This is a genomic window from Nesterenkonia lacusekhoensis, from assembly GCF_017876395.1.
Classification (GTDB): Bacteria; Actinomycetota; Actinomycetes; order Actinomycetales; family Micrococcaceae; genus Nesterenkonia; species Nesterenkonia lacusekhoensis.
The window spans coordinates 2,258,284-2,273,575 of the sequence record NZ_JAGINX010000001.1 but is presented as its reverse complement, the minus strand read 5'-3'; the positions used below and the strand labels follow the sequence as shown (position 1 = coordinate 2,273,575).

The window sequence follows — 15,292 nt, the reverse complement described above, 5'->3', positions numbered from 1 at the left end:
TAGATTTTTCTAGGAAGGGTTCCCCGACTTTGAGTGGTGTCATCCCCAGCGTTTCCACCGAGGCGCTCCTATTTGAAGTCCGATGCTCTACCAACTGAGCTAAAGGCCCATGCAGCGCGCTGCGCTGCCTCCTCAATATTCAGTTTTGTTGTCTTCCAGGCTCAGGGGGCCGGAAGCCCTTTCTGCCCAGAACAGCATCCTCTATCATAGCCCATCTGACTCTTGTCGTTCACTTCGTTGCTGAAGATCTCCTCTCCGTGCTTGCGGGTTGAGGCATCGCGGGTGCTGTAGTTGGTCCGGCTTGTGAGGCACAAGGTCAGCTGCGCTTACTGGGATCTCTGATGGCACGGTGGACCTCTTCTGCGGAGACAGGCCGGAAGTCCCACTGATCGACACCGACGTTGACCTGTGCGGTGCCCTGGGGTGAGAGGCTGGTCTTCCAGTCGGTGTGAACATGACCGCACACTAGGTGTACTTCCCCGTGAGGTTGTGAACGCGGGCTGAGGGAACCAGGCCTCCGATAGCGGTGTGGGTTCGGTGGTGATTGTATTCGTGGAGGAAGGCCTCGTAGGAGGCTTCACGGGCTGACTCGCTGGAGTAGGCACGGGCGTATGCCCATTCCTTCATCAGAGTGCGGTTGAATCGCTCCACTTTGCCGTTGGTCTGGGGCCGCCGTGGCCTTGTGTGCTTGTGCTTCACTCCGTCGCCGAGAGCGTTGGGTCTGCTGAAGGTTCGGTTGACCGTCGGGCTTATGCCGCCAGGGCGACGGCATCCTTGTGAACGGTCTCGTATTCGACCGGAGTCAGCTTACCCAGCCTCCGCTGTCGGCGGCGGCGATGATAGGTCGCTTCGATCCAGTGAATGATCCGGGCTCGCAACTGATCCCTGGTGGCCCAGGACTGCCTGTTGAGCACGTTCTTCTGCAACGTCGAGAAGAAGCTCTCCATCGCCGCGTTATCCCCAGCAGCCCCGACCCGTCCCATGGACCCAGCCAGCTTGTATCCCTTCAGCGCCCGCTGGAATTTCCGTGAACGAAATTGCGACCCTCTATCCGAATGGACAATGCATCCGGCCACTTCTGAGGGTCCTCCGCGGCGGGAAACCGCATCATGCAGGGCGGCCACAGCCAGCCGTGATTTCATCCTGGAATCGATCGCATAGCCTACGATCCGGTTGCTGAAGACATCCTTGATCGCACATAGGTAGAGCTTGCCCTCACCGGTACGGTGCTCGGTGATGTCCACCAGCCATTTCTGATTCGACCTGGTGGCGGTGAAATCCCGGGCCAGCAGGTCATCACAGACTGGCGGGCCTGGCTTCTTGTGATTCTTCCTGCCCTTGCGCTGAGTGGCGGAGAAGATCTGCTGCTGTGAGCACAGCCGCCACACCCGCCGCTCAGAGGCCCGGTACCCGGCGGCGGCGAGCTCATCGGCGATGAACCGGTGCCCGAACTCCGGGTCATCAGCATGAACATCGATTGCGGCGTTGAGCAGGTGGGCATCCTCCCAATCCCGCTGAGAAATCGGGGCTGCTGCCCATTTGTAGAACGCTTGCTTGGTGAAACCCAGAACCCGGCAGGTCACCGCCACCGGCACCCCGGCGGCGGCAAGGTCACGGACCAGCGGGAACATCATTTTGGGGAGGCCCCACCCAGCTTCAAATTCGCCTGGGAGAGATACGCCGCAGCTTCGCGCAGGACCTTGTTCTCCTGCTCCAGCTCACGGATCCGGCGCATCATCTTCGCCTGTTCCCGAGACTCCTCAGCATCCTTAGCCGGCTCGATCCCGTGCTCTTCGAGCTTCGCGGCCCGGACCCAGGACTGCAGCGCAGATTTCGAGCAGCCCATATCCGCGCAGACCTGCTTCTGGCTCATCCCGCCAGCAACCAGCTCCACGGCGGTCCGGCGAAACTCCTCGGTGTAGACGACTTTCGGCATGACTTCCATCCTTCCTGCTTTCTAAGCAGTCTTGAAGTCAACCGAACCTTCAGCAGACCCCAGCAAAGGACGCTGGAGGGCTGATGTCACCGTCGGGACTGACCCGATCAGCGGAAAGCGCATCCGCAAGCCGGTCTATGGCCGATCCCAGGCTCTCTGTGCGGCTGCCCGCCGCGACCTCATTCGTCAGGTGGAAGATGGCACCGTCACCATCGGTTCCGCTCCTACCCTTCAGGAGTGGCTGGATCACTGGCTGTACACCATTAAACAGGGATCCCTGAAAGACAGCACCCTGGAGGGCTACGAGGCCAAGATCGCCTGGCTGAAAGACACAAGACTGGCCCGAACCAAGCTAAACAAGCTCAAACCCGAGCACATCGAGACGTTCTACGCACGTAAGCGAGCTGAGGGCAAGGCCGTTGCTTCGGTGCTCCAACTTCACCGCATCCTCAACGGCGCATTCAAAGCAGCGGTGAAGCGCGGAAAACTGGGCTCCAATCCGCTGCTGAAGGTGGATGCCCCTTCGGGGCGCAGCGATGAGGCCTTTGAGCCGCCGGCCTTCACTCCTGAGGATGCTCGGAAGATCATCGCTCACGCAGAGACGCTGCCACCATCTGAGGCCACACGTTGGATGATGGCCCTCACCTATGGACCTCGGCAAGGCGAGGTCCTCGGGCTGGGGTGGGACGCGGTCGACCTCGATAACGGCCAAATTGACCTTCGCAGGACTATCTACCCCAAGAAATGGCGGCACGGATGCGATGACATCACCCACTGCCCCGCCAAACGACCACATCTCTGCCCATCCAGGTACGGTGGCGGACTCTTCTTCGGAACCCCGAAGTCCCTGGCCGGTCGGCGTAGCCTCCCTGTGCCCGAGCAGGTTCTGAAGCACCTCAAGAAACTGCACGCAGAACACCTCGCGCTGAACGAAGCTGAAGGTAAACGGCGCAAGCCCTACACCGATGCGAACGGGGTCACCGTGGATCTGGTCTTCTGTCAGCTCAACGGTCGTCCCCATCGCCCCGAAAGTGACTGGAAGCGCTGGAAGGCACTCCTGGAGGAGTGCGGAGTTGACCATGTCCGGCTTCATGATGCCCGGCACGTCTCGGCCACGATGATGCTGATGCTCGGTGTCCCGCGTCAAGTAGTTGGCAGGATTTCCTTGGTTTTGAATGTCGGGGTGGTGGGGTCGGCCAGGCCCAGGTGCACCTCCTTGGGCCGGTTCCATGAGATGGCCTCGTGGGGCCGGAGCTCGTTGTACTCGATCCGGTAGTCCTCGGCCCGCTCGGCGAGCACGATCGCGTCGTCGATCTCGTCCAGGTAGAGCCGTTCGTACTTCAGCGTGCCGAAGCCGCGTTCACGGGACCCGTTCTGCCCCGGGGTCTTCACTCGGGTGCGCACGTGGTGTAGCTCGGGGTGGGCGGCGATGAAGGACTCGAAGCGGAAGGACCGGAACGGCCCGCCGTTGTCCGTCACGATGGTCACCACGGGCAACAGCTCACCGGTCTCGGGATCGACCGGGCAGGCCTCGACCAGCGGGTGACCGAACATGGCCTCGTAGTCGGCCAGGGCCAACTCGATCGCGTCGATCGCGTCGTGCTGGTTCCCGGTGGGCGAAACGTGGAAGGGGTGCTCGTACTTGGACCAGTAGTCCCGGCACCCGGCCAGCCGCCAGGTCCCTCCGGTGGTGGTCTCGAACTCGCTGAAGTCCAGCTGCCAGACTTGGTTCGGGCCTGAGGGCTCGGTGGCGAACGCGGCCTTGCGCCGCTCGGCCAGCTTCCGTCGCTCCCGTTGGTACTGCGCGGGCAGAATCAGCCCCTCGTCGCGCAGGATTCGCAGCACGGTCGCCTCGGAAACCACATGCCCGTCGTGGCGGACCATTGCCCAGATCTTCCGATGCCCCCACGCCGGATGGGCCAGCGCGTGCTTGACCACCAGTTCCCTGGCAGCCTGCCGTCCCGGTTGCGGCCACGGTCCCTTCACCGCCGTCCCGGTGCGGGCCTTGGCCTGCCAGCGGCGCCAGGTCCGCTCGGGCATGTCGAAGAGCTGGCAGAACCTCGCGGTCGACATGCCCGCTTCCACGCGGATCACCTCGAGGTCCTCGAAGGGCCCAGCCGGCCCTCCGCGGACTTCTTCCACACCCTGGCTTCCAGGTGTGCCTCGCCCAAGGCCTGGGTCAGCTCGGCGACCTCGGCCTCCAGCTGTTCCTCTCGGGAGGATGGTCCGGACCTGCCGGCCACCAGGGCGGTCTTGCCGGCTTCCAGGAACTCGGCCTTCCACCGTCCGATGGACTGCTCACTGACTTTCTCCTTGCGTGCCGCTTCGGCGATGGACATCTCGCCGGCCAGCACGCTCAGCACTATCCGGGTCTTCTTCTCCGCCGGAATCGAGGGTGGTCTACCCATGACTGACTCTCCTTCAGGACCTACATAACGGCCCTGCCACTAAGTCTGACGCGCGACACTCGGCATTGACGCCCGCGTGGTGATGGACCTCATGGGCTGGAGTCAGCGCACCATGGTGGACCGGTACCAGCATGTGCTCGACGACATGAAGCGTGACGTCGCGGCACAGGTCGGCGACGCGCTCTGGGCTGGACCAAAGTCGTCAGAAGACCCTGATCCGCAGCCAGAAGGGGGCCTCGAAGAGGAAGCCGCCGGTGATGCGATAGTCGTTGACTTTGACGAGTGGAAACAGCGCCGCGTCGGTTAACCCTGATTACGGACTCGGTTCGAGCGTTTGCAATCCATGACAGATGAGCTCGAGCACGGAACGGAACTCTCCGCCCTGCGCGGGCGAAGAGTTCGCGACGGCTTGGGGAGTGATGTCGTCCGCTGCCCCTGTGACGCCAAGAGCTTCGGCCTGGGTGCGCTGCTGCTCGTGGAAAGTGAAGCCCACCACAAAGTGCGTGACCGCCTCAGCTGCGGTGAGCACCAGGGGGTGCTGATCCTCGGGCTTCTGCTGGTCAATACCAAGCTTCGTGTGCACCGGCGAGACGACCAGGCCCAGGGCGAGCGAGCTTGAGACAAGCTCTGCACCGTCCCGGTAGGCCAGAAGGCAGTCTCTGAGCTGCACCCCAGTCCTCAGGGCTCGTTCATGGAGAGAATCACCTTCGACAGTCGCTGAATACATCGGGGCCAGAATTCGGCGGCTGACGTCTGCCAAGAGAGCCTGCTTGCTGTCGAAGTACCAATACAGCGCGCCTGGCCTGACACCTAGCGACTCAGCCAGTTGGCGCATGCTCAAGTTGGGCAAGCCTTGATCGTCAAGGATTCGAAGGGCTGCCTCGATCACGTCATCTCTGGAACGACGCGACCGTGGACGGGGTTGATTTCCTGGTTGTGGAACCATTCGACCAGGTTACTTGAACACTGTTCATTCAGCAGTCCCCGCGGGTCATCAATGGATAGCGTACTGCTGACCCCGGACGGAGTGATGAGGTGCCAAGCGGGATGCAGGCGGAACTGCGGGGCTAATGCGTCGCCTCTCTGTCGCGAAAGAGCGCCAGCAGGCCGATTTGAACAGCGTTCAACTGGGTGATTATGGTTACCTTATGACTATTGAACGCCGTTCAAGAAGCGTCCCCTTCTCACAGCTGGCGCAGCAGTCCCTTGTAGGGGGAGGACTCTCGGTCGAGGAAGCCCTGCAGGTTCTGCAAGCTCCGGAGACCAGGCGGATGGAGCTGGTGGCCGCGGCCTCTGAGGTCCGTCGCCACCACTTCGCCAACACGGTAAAGGTCAATTACTTGGTCAACCTGAAATCAGGGTTGTGTCCTGAGGACTGCAGCTACTGCTCTCAGCGGCTGGGATCCCAGGCTGAGATCCTTAAGTACTCGTGGCTGTCGACCGAGGAGGCGGCCAGTCAGGCTCGGGCAGGGCTGGCCGCAGGTGCTTCGCGGGTGTGCCTGGTCGCCTCCGGGCGAGGGCCTTCGAACCGGGACATCGCCCGGGTCATCGACATGGTCGGGGCTGTCCATGAGACCGCTCCCGGTGCAGAGGTCTGTGCCTGTCTGGGGATATTGAAGGATAGGCAGGCTGAGCGTCTGGCAGAAGCCGGTGTGGACGCCTATAACCACAACATCAATACTGCAGAGTCCCACCATGAGAACATCGTCTCCACGCATTCTTACGCGGACCGGGTCTCCACCGTGGACAAAGCCAAGTCAGCTGGCCTGTCTCCCTGTTCTGGACTCATCGTGGGAATGAAAGAGACCGACGAGCAGATCGTCGAGGCGCTGTTCGCGCTGCGGGAGATGGAGGCAGACTCCATCCCGATCAACTTCCTGATGCCGTTCGAGGGCACCCCCTTGGCCGGCACATGGGATCTCACTCCTCACCGGGCGCTGACGATCGTCTGTCTGGCCCGGCTGGTGTGCCCGGACAAGGAAGTCCGCATCGCAGGCGGACGCGAGCTGCATCTGCGGTCTCTGCAGCCGATGGCCCTGGAGGCCGCCAACTCTCTGTTCTTGGGCGACTATCTGACCAGCAATGGACAGGCCGCCGCGGAGGACCTTCGCATGCTTGCTGATCACGGTTTCGTCATCATGAAACCGGACGGATCCACACAGGACCCGGCTCACCTGTTGGAGGAGATCGAGGCGGCCACCCCACCTCCGAGTCTGCAGCACACCTCCTCGTGTGGCACATGTCCCATCGCTGGCGCAGCAGGTGGCGCGGGCTGCAACGGATGCTCAACAGCGACGACGGAGGAGCGCCACGCAGTGCCGCCGTTGGAGATCCGCCGGCGTGGTGCCGGCACGGAGCTGGCCCCCAATGCCTGATCTGCTCTCCGAGGACCAACGCCTTCTCTGGCACCCGTATTCTCCGGCAGGCGCTGAACAGTTCTTCTCCGTGATCGGAGCCGAGGGAGCCCACCTGCACCTCGTGGCAGACCGTGACCAACACGGCCGAGGAGCCGCCCCGCGCCGTGTGGTGGACGCGATGTCGTCCTGGTGGGCTGCTGTTCACGGGTATGCCCACCCTGAGCTCAACTCGGCGCTGAATCGCCAGGCGGAGAAGTTCGCACACGTCATGTTCGGTGGATTGACCCACTCGCCTGCTGTGGAGCTGGCAGAACAGTTGACAGCAGTGGCCCCAGAAGGGCTCTCCCGAGTCTTCCTCGCCGATTCCGGTTCGGTCTCTGTTGAAGTCGCACTGAAGATCGCATACCAGTACCAGGCAGCTGCCGGCCGGACCCAGCGCAACCGGGTGATAGCACTGCGCGGGGGCTACCATGGCGACACCATCGGTGCCATGGCCACCTGCGATCCGGTGGACGGGATGCACGCCGCTTTCGACGCCCTGGTTCCTAAGCATGTCTTCGCACCCCGGCCACCTGCAGCCCGGCGATGCCCAGAGACCGGTGAGTGGCAGACCGACACGGACCAATTCGCAGTCTGGGCTGCAGAGGTGCGGCGACTGGCCTCTGACCACCGGGACGAACTCACCGCGTTGATTGCCGAGCCGGTGCTTCAAGGCGCCGGCGGGATGCATATCTACCACCCAGAGGCGCTACAAGTGATGCGCCAGGTGTGCAACGAGTATGGACTGCTGCTTATCTTCGACGAGATTGCCACCGGGTTCGGCCGCACTGGGACTTTCTTCGCCGCAGAATGGGCAGGTGTCTCCCCTGATGTGATGTGCATCGGCAAGGCTCTCACGGGAGGGACTATGACAGCGGCTGCTGTTCTGGTCACAGACGACGTCGCTTCTACCGTGAGTACGCCCGGGGCCGGCATGCCGGGGGCCTTGCTGCATGGTCCGACCTTCATGGCCAACCCTCTGGCCTGCGCGGTCTCTCTGGCCTCTTTGAAGCTGCTGCACAACCCGCAGCACCCCTGGCCCCAGTCCGTCTCCACTCTTGAACGTTCCCTTCACCACGGGCTTTCCCCAGCGAGGCGGCTTCACAGTGTTGCCGATGTCAGAGTTCTCGGCGGAGTCGGGGTGGTCGAACTTCACGAGCCTGTGAATATTCCTGCGGTGACTCGCGCCGCGGTGGACAGAGGCGCCTGGGTGCGCCCGTTCCGCCGAGCGGTCTACACCATGCCGCCTTATATCTGTGATGAGGCAGAAGTCGCCACGATCACCGCGGCCATCTGCGGTGCTGTCGAGGAGGTGCACGGGTGAGCAAGACCGAGCAGAGGGCAGGAACCTGGCAGAGGTGGGTCGCTGAGCGCAACCGGGTCCGGCAACGCCGCCAGGTTCACCGAACTGATGCCATTGTTGACCCTTCTCTGGTGGATCTGGCCTCCAATGATTACCTCGGGCTCAGCAATCACCCGCGACTACGAGAGGCCGTGCGGTCCTGGGCGGAGAAGGGTCCGGTGGGTGCAGGCGCCTCACGAGTCGTCACCGGCACCTCAGAGGCGCACCACCACGCTGAGCAGCAGCTGTGCGCCCTGACCGGAGCCCAAGCTGCTGTGACCTTCTCCTCCGGCTACCTGGCAAACCTCGGTGCGCTCAGCGCAGTCGGTGGGCCACGCACTGCCTTCTTCCTGGATGATCACGTTCACGCCAGTCTCCACGACGCCGCGAAGATCGCCTCTTCTGCTCAGGTATCCACGTTCGCTCATCAGGACCTCGACTGTTTGGAGGGATTGCTGCAGGCTGCCTGGCAGAGGCAGCTGCGGGCTGCCGTCGTCGTCGAATCCGTGTACTCAGTGCTGGGCGACAGCACCGACCTTGCAGCTGCCGCAGAACTGTGCCGGAGGTACGAGGCCCTGTTGGTGGTCGATGAAGCACACAGTCTCGGCACACTGGGTGCCGGCAGTGCACTGGGGCAGGCTCAACTGCTCGACATCGTCTCCTCCGAGAGCCCGCCCATACTGATGACGGCCAGCCTGTCGAAGAGTCTTGGCGGCCAGGGCGGGGTGGTGCTCATTGCCGGCGCAGACGCACCGTCATGGCGAGCACACGTGATCAACACTGCACGTAGCTTCATCTTTGACACCGGCCTTTCACCGATTGTGGCCGCAGCTGCCGCTGAAGCCGCTCGCCTGATCCGCACCGAGAAGCCTCATCGCGGACTGGAAGCAGCTATGGGCACCGCAGATCGAGTGCTGACTCGGAACCCGATTCTGGCCCAGCATGTTGAGCCGATAGCCTCTCCCATCGTTTCCGTGCGAATGCCCGACGCCGCCAGTGCTGCCGCCGCGGCATCACAGCTACGAGACCTCGGCATCCTGGTGGGCTGCTTCCGCCCGCCCAGTGTCCCTGACGGCGTCTCCAGGCTGCGGATCACGCTGAAGTCTTATCTTCCCCCACAACAACTGACCCGGGTGCTGGGCCAGGTGGCTGCTGTGGCGGCCAAGGCATGGGGTGCACCGTCGGCATGTCCCTTTGCAGAGGACGACGCCCGACCAGCGGAGAAGAAGCCGGACCAGGTGCTTCTCCAGGATCCAGAGACGATTCGAGCTGTGCTGGGCGACCCCCCACGGTTCTCCGCCTCCAACGCGCTGACGGCAGTTCAACCGCTGACCGGGCAAGTCCGACGATACCTGGCCCGTGAAGGCTTACAACTGCCGGCCGTGCTCGCCTCTGCAGATGGTCCGCGGCACCGTGAGGTGCGCAAACTGGTCGCGCCCTTCTTCTCGCCGGGCAGAGTCAAGCAGATCACACCCCGCATGCAAGAGGTCGCTGCCGACCTCGCCGAGCAGTGCGCCCAGGATGCTGATCACGGCAGTGTGGATCTGGCTGATTCCTTGGCGGGGAAACTCCCGCCGCTGATTATGGCTGAGCTGACGGGCCTGCCTCTACCTGAGTTTAATCAGCTGAAGCGATGGAGCCAGGACTCCCTGGAACTATTCTGGGGCTGGCCGGACGCGCAGCGTCAGCGACGTCTGGCTGAGTCGGCCGTCGAATTCCATCACTGGCTTCGGGAACAGGTTCGTGAAACTGACGATCCTGAGACGCTCTTCGGGGCTCTTAAGACCCACGGCATCACCGAAGCGAAGATCATCTCCTTCGGCTATTTCCTCACCATCGCCGGTCAGGAGACCACCAGCATGCTGATCAGCACAGCCCTCTACCGGCTCTTTGGAGATCCAGGCCTACTGGAGTCCTGCGGCAACACCGACACTGGCGAAGCTGCTAGTCGTTCCGTGGTGCAGAAGTCTCTGGCTCACCAATCTTCAGTCCCGACCTGGCGACGCAAGGCAGAATATTCGACGGTACTGCCCTCAGCTGCAGGCGATATTGAAGTCGCGGCCGGCGATGACGTGTTGTTGCAGCTGAGCGGCATGCATCACTCTGACCCGTCCCTGGCCTTCGGCTACGGCGTGCACCGTTGCCTAGGCGCTGGATTGGCCGAAGAAGAAGCCACCGTTGCAGTACATACGGCAGCACAGGCCATGCCACACTCATGCCTCACCGGAGCTGAGCCAGTTTGGACCTCACTGCTGTCCTTCCAGGCGCCGGAACAGGTGCTCGTCACTTCCGGAGACGACTGCACTGACTCGAGAGAAAGACACCAGATATGAAGCTGCTGATCGGCGTCCTCGGCATAGATACTGAGATCGGCAAGACTGTCGCCACGACGGCACTGGCCCAGCATTACCTACAGAGTGGACATCGAGTCCATATCGACAAGCCGGTCCAGACTGGCGTAGAAGCTGACTCTCACGACCCAGCGGACATCGACACAGTGCATCGGCACCTCGGCACGCCGACCTTGCTCTCCACCTCTGAAGGCCAGCGCCTCGCGCCTACTATGGCACCCCGAGACGCATCCACTGTGACCGGTGAGCCCTTGAAAACTGCCGAGGAGCATATCGAGCGGTGGGCCAGCTACACGCGTTCCACGGATGTTCTCATCGCCGAAGGATCAGGCGGGCTGACTGTCCGATTAACTGAAGAGGGACTGACGCTCTGGGAACTCATTAAACGCGGAGGCAATGCCTTCGGGATCAAGCCCATGCTGATTCTGGTGACACACTCCGGGCTGGGCACACAGAACCACACTGAACTGGCACTGGACCACCTCGCCAGCAGAAACCAAACCCCCGAAGCGCTGATCATCAGCAACCCTCAGCCAGACCTCCAGCCGCAGCTACACGCGGCCAATGCAAGGTTCTTACACGACCTGGCGCTACAGCATGGGATCAGGAGTGCCTTGGAGCTGCCCCACGTCAGCGGGAATGAAGTACCTGCTATCCCCCACACAGGGAAGTACGCCCCAAGCCCGTCTTGATGCGGTGGCTTTGATGGCCTCACACGAGAAAATGGCCACCAAAATGGCCACCAGACGGCCATTGGGCACTCACTAAGAAAGCTGCCGGAGGGCCTGGCATCGTTGATATGACGGGGATCTAGCGGATCACTGAGAGGTTGGCCGATCACCTTGGCAAGCGGATTAAAAGTCCGATGCTCTACCTCTGAGCTAAAGGCCCTGGTCTGTTGTGGTGGCCGATGAGGCCGACTTCCGATGATATCGCACCCGGTGCGGCCGCTGAAGTCGGCGTCGTCAGCTCGCCTTACCCCGGGCTGCGACGCCGTTCAGACAGGCGAGAGGAGCGGCTCGGCGTCGGGCGGGGGTTGGTGCGCGGTCCCGCGTCAGCGGAATACAGTAGGGGCCCCGGACCCTGCAGTCCCCGGGAGAGGAGTCCCAGTATGAGCACGCAGCCGCATCGGCGACCTAAGTTCACCGAACCTGCCGTCTTCGACCAGCGGGAGGGCGGTGCCGACCCCGCCACGATCTCGCAGGCCGCGCATGACACCGCTCATGCCCTGGTCTTCCACGGCCGCGAGTCTGAGGACCCGGAGATCACCGAGCGCTTTGTGAAGCTGGCTGAGACTGAGGGCATCGAGGCGATCGCGGAGCTCTGGGCAGATTCTCCGCCGCGCTCTCTGGCCGGCAGCCTGTGGCGGATCTACGCCATCCGCGCGGCCACCCAGAAGAACGCGGAGAGGATGTCGGAGTACTACCGGCTGGGCCGCAGCGATGCTGTGCCCCATGCCGTCGCAGGGGTTCCTGAGCCGCCGACCGCCGAAGAGATGACCCGGCTGGCCGATATGGTCCTGGCCGGGATGTACACCGGGGACATCGATGTGGCCTTCGATCGTGCCGCGGCCTTCTGCCGTGTGGTCGCCCGCGGCCAGGCGCTCTGGGCCGGCCGGCATGAGGACGCCAGCCCAGAGGACGCACGCCGCTTGACATCCCGCGCGGACCAGCTGTTGGGCACTGCCGAGGATCTGGAAGGATCAGCCCGAGCCTTCCGTGCCGGAACCTTGGACTGAGTCGGACAGTCAGCGATGACCATTGCACGCATCCAGCTCTCCTTCTCCGGGCACTTCGCCGAGCTCAGCCGTGACGACCTCACCGAGACCGGGATGGTGCTGAGCACCGGCCCATCGCCGGATCAGATGGCCGAGCAGTCCCATGTGGAGGTGGAGGATCCCAGCTGGCTCCTCCATGACTACACCCACCGGATGAGCTCGGTGCTGCGGGCGGTGGCTCCGCGGCTGTGGGGCGAGCGGCCGGCGTCGGTCCTGCACCTCGGTGCTGGGGCACTGACCTTGCCGCGCTGGATCCAGGCGCAGTGGTCAGGCTCTGCCGACATCGCTCAGACTGTGGTGGACATCGAGCCGGAGCTGGTCGACTTCGTCCTGGAGCATCTGCCCATGCCCGTGACTCCGGAGAACGTCGTAGCCGATGCCGCCGAGGCCCTCGCTCCGGGCGGAGCGCTGGCCGGACGCAGCTTCGACGTGATCATCGTGGATCTGTTCAACAGCGCCGAAGCGCCGGCGTCGTTGGTCTCCTCGGAGTTCTTCGACCAGGTCTTGGCTGCGCTGAACCCGCAGGGGCTGATGCTGATGAACCTCGGCGATGACGCCGGCATGGCGTTCGCCCGGGAGCTCACCTCCACGCTGCTCACGGCAGTGGGGGAGCCTGAGAACTGTCTGCTCACCGGGCCCGACGCCGTCCTCTCGGCTCTTGAGGAGGGGAACCTGGCCTTCGCGGCAGTTCCGGGCGAGGGCTTCACGGACTTCGAGGGACAGCTCATCTGGGCCGCCGGGCCGCACCCCGGCGAGGTCCTCACCGGTGCCGAGCTGACCGACTGGGCGTCTTGACGCGTTAATGAGATTCGAGTGGGGTTTCGGCCCTTATCAACGCTGATCGCGTCTCAAAAGGGCCAAAACCCCGCTCGAATCGCAGTTGGCTGGTCAGACGGAGGGGGTCACACCTTCGTCGCCTGCTGGGACGGGTAGCGGATCGACTCCACCATCTCCTGGACCTCGTGGCTCGGCGGCCGGGTGAGGTTGGAGACGACGATCGTGACCGTGAAGTTCACCAGCGCACCGAGGGCTCCGATCCCCTCCGGCGAGATGCCGAGGATGTGATCGTTGGCGCCGGTGCCGAAGATCTCCAGGGTGTAGATCATGTAGCCGGCGCTGAACACCAGGCCGGTGAGCATGCCCGCGGCCGCGCCCTTGGCGTTGGCCTTCTTCCAGAAGATGCCCAATATGAGGATCGGGAAGAAGGTCGAGGCCGCGAGTCCGAAGGCGAACGCCACCACCTGGGCCACGAAGGCCGGCGGGTTCAGTCCGGCGAAGATCGCCACCAGCACCGCCGCGGTCATGGCCAGGCGCCCCACCATCATCTGAGTCTTCTCCGAAGCCTGCTCCTTGGAGATCATCCGGTAGTAGATGTCGTGGGAGGCAGCGGAGGAGATGACCAGCAGCAGACCGGCCGCAGTGGACAGTGCCGCGGCCATGCCACCGGCCGCCATCAGTCCGATGATCGGAGCCGGCAGGCCACCGATCTCCGGGGAGGCCAGGACCAGGATGTCGTTGGAGACGATCAGATCCGCCCCGGAGGCGGCGTCGTTCGAGACGGTGCTGATCAGGCCGTCCTCCGCATTCAGCGTCACGTAGCCGGCTTCTGCCCAGGGGTTGATCCAGGAGGGCAGGTCATCGGCCGTGGAGCCTTGGGCGCCCTGCAGCAGGTTCAGGTTGGTGAACGCACCGACGGCCGGCGCCGTCAGGTAGAGCAGGGAGATGAAGAACAGGGCCCAGAAGGCGGAGAATCGCGCACCGCGCACCGTCTTGGTGGTGTAGAAGCGGATGATCACATGCGGCAGACCAGCCGTGCCGAGCATCAGCGAGGCCGTCACCAGGAACACGTCCAGCTGGCCGCCGTCGCGTCCGGCGAACGCCTCGGTGAACTCATGCAGACCGAACTCGGTGCGCAGCGCATCCAGCTCGGAGAGGATGGTGCCGTAGGTGACCTGCGGGATCGGGAAGCCGCCGATCTGCTGGGAGACCGCCACTGCGGGGATCGCGTAGGCGATGATCAGCACGATGTACTGGGCCACCTGGGTGTAGGTGATGCCCTTCATCCCGCCCAGGACGGCGTAGAAGAAGATCACCGCGGCGGCCACCACCACGGCCCATTCGGCCGAGAGGCCCAGGAACCGGGCGAAGACCACGCCGCCGCCGGTCATCTGACCGACCACGTAGGTGAAGGAGACCACGATCGCGCTGATCGCGGCGATCACCCGGACGCTGTCGCTGTAGCGGTCGCCCACGAACTCCGGGACGGTGAACTTCCCCCATTTGCGCAGGTAGGGGGCCAGCAGCAGCGCCAGCAGCACGAAGCCGCCGGTCCAGCCCATCAGGTAGACCGCGCCGTCGGAGCCCATGAAGGTGATCATGCCGGCCATGCCGATGAAGGAGGCCGCGGACATCCAGTCGGCCGCCACCGCCATGCCGTTGGCCACTGTGGGCACGCCCTGAGAGGCGACGTAGAACTCCTTGGTCTCCTTCACGCGGGAGCGCCAGGCGATGTAGATGTAGAGCCCGAAGCTCAGCACCAGGAACAGGAAGGTCCAGAACTGCATCGAACTCATCAGGAGTCACCACCCTCTGCGCCCGCCGGACGCTCCTCGACGCCGAACTCCTTGTCGATCCGATCCATCCACAGTGCGTAGATGAGGATCAGGAGCACGAAGGTGTAGATGGCACCCTGCTGGGCAAACCACAGACCCAGGGGGAAGCCGAGGATCACGATGTTGTTCAGCGGCTCCACCAGCAACACGCCGAACCCGAGGGAGACGGTGGCCCAGACGGCCAGCAGCACCACCAGCAGGCGCACATTCTTCTTCCAGTAGCGACGACGCCAATCCTCGCTCGGAGGAGCGCCCCCTCCGTTCTCATATGTCACATCAGACATGTGAGGCTCCTTTGCTCAGTGCTTGCGCCCCCGCGCCGTACGCGCCAGGGATCTGAGTTCAGACAACTGTGATTCACCTCACAAGACAAGCCGACGTGCCCCAACGGCGCCGGTGATCTGTCGAGCGGCGCCCTGGGGTCCACCAGCGGTACCGGTGGCCAGCATGGACCGCTCGCGGCCCCTGTG

The 15,292-nt window shown here is 63.4% G+C and carries 12 protein-coding genes and 3 pseudogenes; 8 read left to right on the top strand and 7 right to left on the bottom strand.

The features are described 5' to 3' along the window. Nucleotides 1-465 precede the first annotated feature (465 nt). Together JOF45_RS10705 and JOF45_RS10700 are read right to left on the bottom strand one after the other, a co-directional pair. Nucleotides 466-717 (bottom strand): annotated as a pseudogene (locus JOF45_RS10705) (integrase core domain-containing protein); the annotation flags it as partial. A gap of 32 nt (nt 718-749) precedes the next feature. Then, nucleotides 750-1,936 (bottom strand): annotated as a pseudogene (locus JOF45_RS10700) (IS3 family transposase). A 631-nt stretch (nt 1,937-2,567) separates the two neighbouring features. Between JOF45_RS10700 and JOF45_RS13665 the strand changes: the two are divergent. Continuing rightward, nucleotides 2,568-3,032 (top strand): annotated as a pseudogene (locus JOF45_RS13665) (site-specific integrase); the annotation flags it as partial. Between the two features lie 47 nt (nt 3,033-3,079). On the opposite strand, the gene JOF45_RS10695 reads toward JOF45_RS13665, so the two are convergent. Beyond that, nucleotides 3,080-4,009 carry an IS3 family transposase gene (locus JOF45_RS10695; RefSeq protein WP_152744531.1) on the bottom strand — a complete coding sequence of 310 codons (930 nt, stop codon included), beginning with the start codon at nt 4,007-4,009 and terminating at the stop codon, nt 3,080-3,082. A 17-nt stretch (nt 4,010-4,026) separates the two neighbouring features. Then, nucleotides 4,027-4,344 carry a transposase gene (locus tag JOF45_RS10690; RefSeq protein ID WP_010080477.1) on the bottom strand — a complete coding sequence of 106 codons (318 nt, stop codon included), beginning with the start codon at nt 4,342-4,344 and terminating at the stop codon, nt 4,027-4,029. Nucleotides 4,345-4,420: 76 nt separating this feature from the next. On the opposite strand from JOF45_RS10690, the gene JOF45_RS10685 reads away from it, so the two are divergent. Further along, nucleotides 4,421-4,651, top strand: a complete 231-nt coding sequence (locus tag JOF45_RS10685; RefSeq protein WP_210049714.1) for a hypothetical protein — start codon at nt 4,421-4,423, stop codon at nt 4,649-4,651. A gap of 6 nt (nt 4,652-4,657) precedes the next feature. Here JOF45_RS10685 and JOF45_RS10680 read toward each other — a convergent pair whose 3' ends face one another. Further along, complete coding sequence (locus tag JOF45_RS10680) at nt 4,658-5,233, bottom strand: TetR family transcriptional regulator (protein WP_342591470.1); 576 nt, start codon at nt 5,231-5,233, stop codon at nt 4,658-4,660. Nucleotides 5,234-5,492: 259 nt separating this feature from the next. On the opposite strand from JOF45_RS10680, the gene bioB reads away from it, so the two are divergent. From bioB to JOF45_RS10650, 6 genes are all read left to right on the top strand, one after another. Next, nucleotides 5,493-6,719, top strand: a complete 1,227-nt coding sequence (gene bioB, locus JOF45_RS10675) for a biotin synthase BioB (RefSeq protein ID WP_210049710.1) — start codon at nt 5,493-5,495, stop codon at nt 6,717-6,719. Next, nucleotides 6,712-8,064, top strand: coding sequence for an adenosylmethionine--8-amino-7-oxononanoate transaminase (gene bioA / locus JOF45_RS10670; RefSeq protein ID WP_210049707.1), 1,353 nt, complete (start codon nt 6,712-6,714; stop codon nt 8,062-8,064). The genes bioB and bioA overlap by 8 nt, the downstream gene beginning before the upstream one ends. Then, the gene (locus JOF45_RS10665; protein ID WP_210049705.1) at nt 8,061-10,415 is read left to right on the top strand and encodes an aminotransferase class I/II-fold pyridoxal phosphate-dependent enzyme; all 2,355 of its coding nucleotides are present in this window, start codon (nt 8,061-8,063) and stop codon (nt 10,413-10,415) included. Before bioA ends, JOF45_RS10665 begins: the two co-directional genes overlap by 4 nt. Further along, a complete protein-coding gene (gene bioD / locus JOF45_RS10660) occupies nt 10,412-11,125 on the top strand; it encodes an ATP-dependent dethiobiotin synthetase BioD (RefSeq protein ID WP_210049703.1) in 714 nt (237 codons plus the stop codon). The genes JOF45_RS10665 and bioD overlap by 4 nt, the downstream gene beginning before the upstream one ends. A gap of 419 nt (nt 11,126-11,544) precedes the next feature. Then, entirely contained in the window at nt 11,545-12,171 is a 627-nt protein-coding gene (locus tag JOF45_RS10655; RefSeq protein ID WP_210049701.1) for a hypothetical protein, read from the top strand. A gap of 15 nt (nt 12,172-12,186) precedes the next feature. Further along, nucleotides 12,187-13,005 (top strand): spermidine synthase, encoded by an 819-nt coding sequence (locus tag JOF45_RS10650; RefSeq protein WP_210049699.1) that lies wholly within the window; start codon nt 12,187-12,189, stop codon nt 13,003-13,005. A 107-nt stretch (nt 13,006-13,112) separates the two neighbouring features. Here the strand turns inward: JOF45_RS10650 and JOF45_RS10645 are convergent, their stop codons facing one another. Then, a complete protein-coding gene (locus JOF45_RS10645) occupies nt 13,113-14,783 on the bottom strand; it encodes a sodium:solute symporter family protein (protein ID WP_210049697.1) in 1,671 nt (556 codons plus the stop codon). After that, on the bottom strand, nt 14,783-15,106 hold the full coding sequence (locus JOF45_RS10640) for a DUF4212 domain-containing protein (RefSeq protein WP_210049695.1): 324 nt from the start codon (nt 15,104-15,106) through the stop codon (nt 14,783-14,785). Before JOF45_RS10640 ends, JOF45_RS10645 begins: the two co-directional genes overlap by 1 nt. Between the last annotated feature and the right edge of the window lie 186 nt (nt 15,107-15,292).

What these genes read in the sequence shown, in the direction of transcription:
- JOF45_RS10695 (WP_152744531.1), bottom strand. Translation starts at nt 4,009, where the DNA reads ATGTCGACCGCGAGGTTCTGCCAGCTCTTCGACATGCCCGAGCGGACC.
- JOF45_RS10690 (WP_010080477.1), bottom strand. Translation starts at nt 4,344, where the DNA reads ATGGGTAGACCACCCTCGATTCCGGCGGAGAAGAAGACCCGGATAGTG.
- bioB (WP_210049710.1), top strand. Translation starts at nt 5,493, where the DNA reads ATGACTATTGAACGCCGTTCAAGAAGCGTCCCCTTCTCACAGCTGGCG.
- bioA (WP_210049707.1), top strand. Translation starts at nt 6,712, where the DNA reads ATGCCTGATCTGCTCTCCGAGGACCAACGCCTTCTCTGGCACCCGTAT.
- bioD (WP_210049703.1), top strand. Translation starts at nt 10,412, where the DNA reads ATGAAGCTGCTGATCGGCGTCCTCGGCATAGATACTGAGATCGGCAAG.
- JOF45_RS10655 (WP_210049701.1), top strand. Translation starts at nt 11,545, where the DNA reads ATGAGCACGCAGCCGCATCGGCGACCTAAGTTCACCGAACCTGCCGTC.
- JOF45_RS10650 (WP_210049699.1), top strand. Translation starts at nt 12,187, where the DNA reads ATGACCATTGCACGCATCCAGCTCTCCTTCTCCGGGCACTTCGCCGAG.
- JOF45_RS10645 (WP_210049697.1), bottom strand. Translation starts at nt 14,783, where the DNA reads ATGAGTTCGATGCAGTTCTGGACCTTCCTGTTCCTGGTGCTGAGCTTC.
- JOF45_RS10640 (WP_210049695.1), bottom strand. Translation starts at nt 15,106, where the DNA reads ATGTCTGATGTGACATATGAGAACGGAGGGGGCGCTCCTCCGAGCGAG.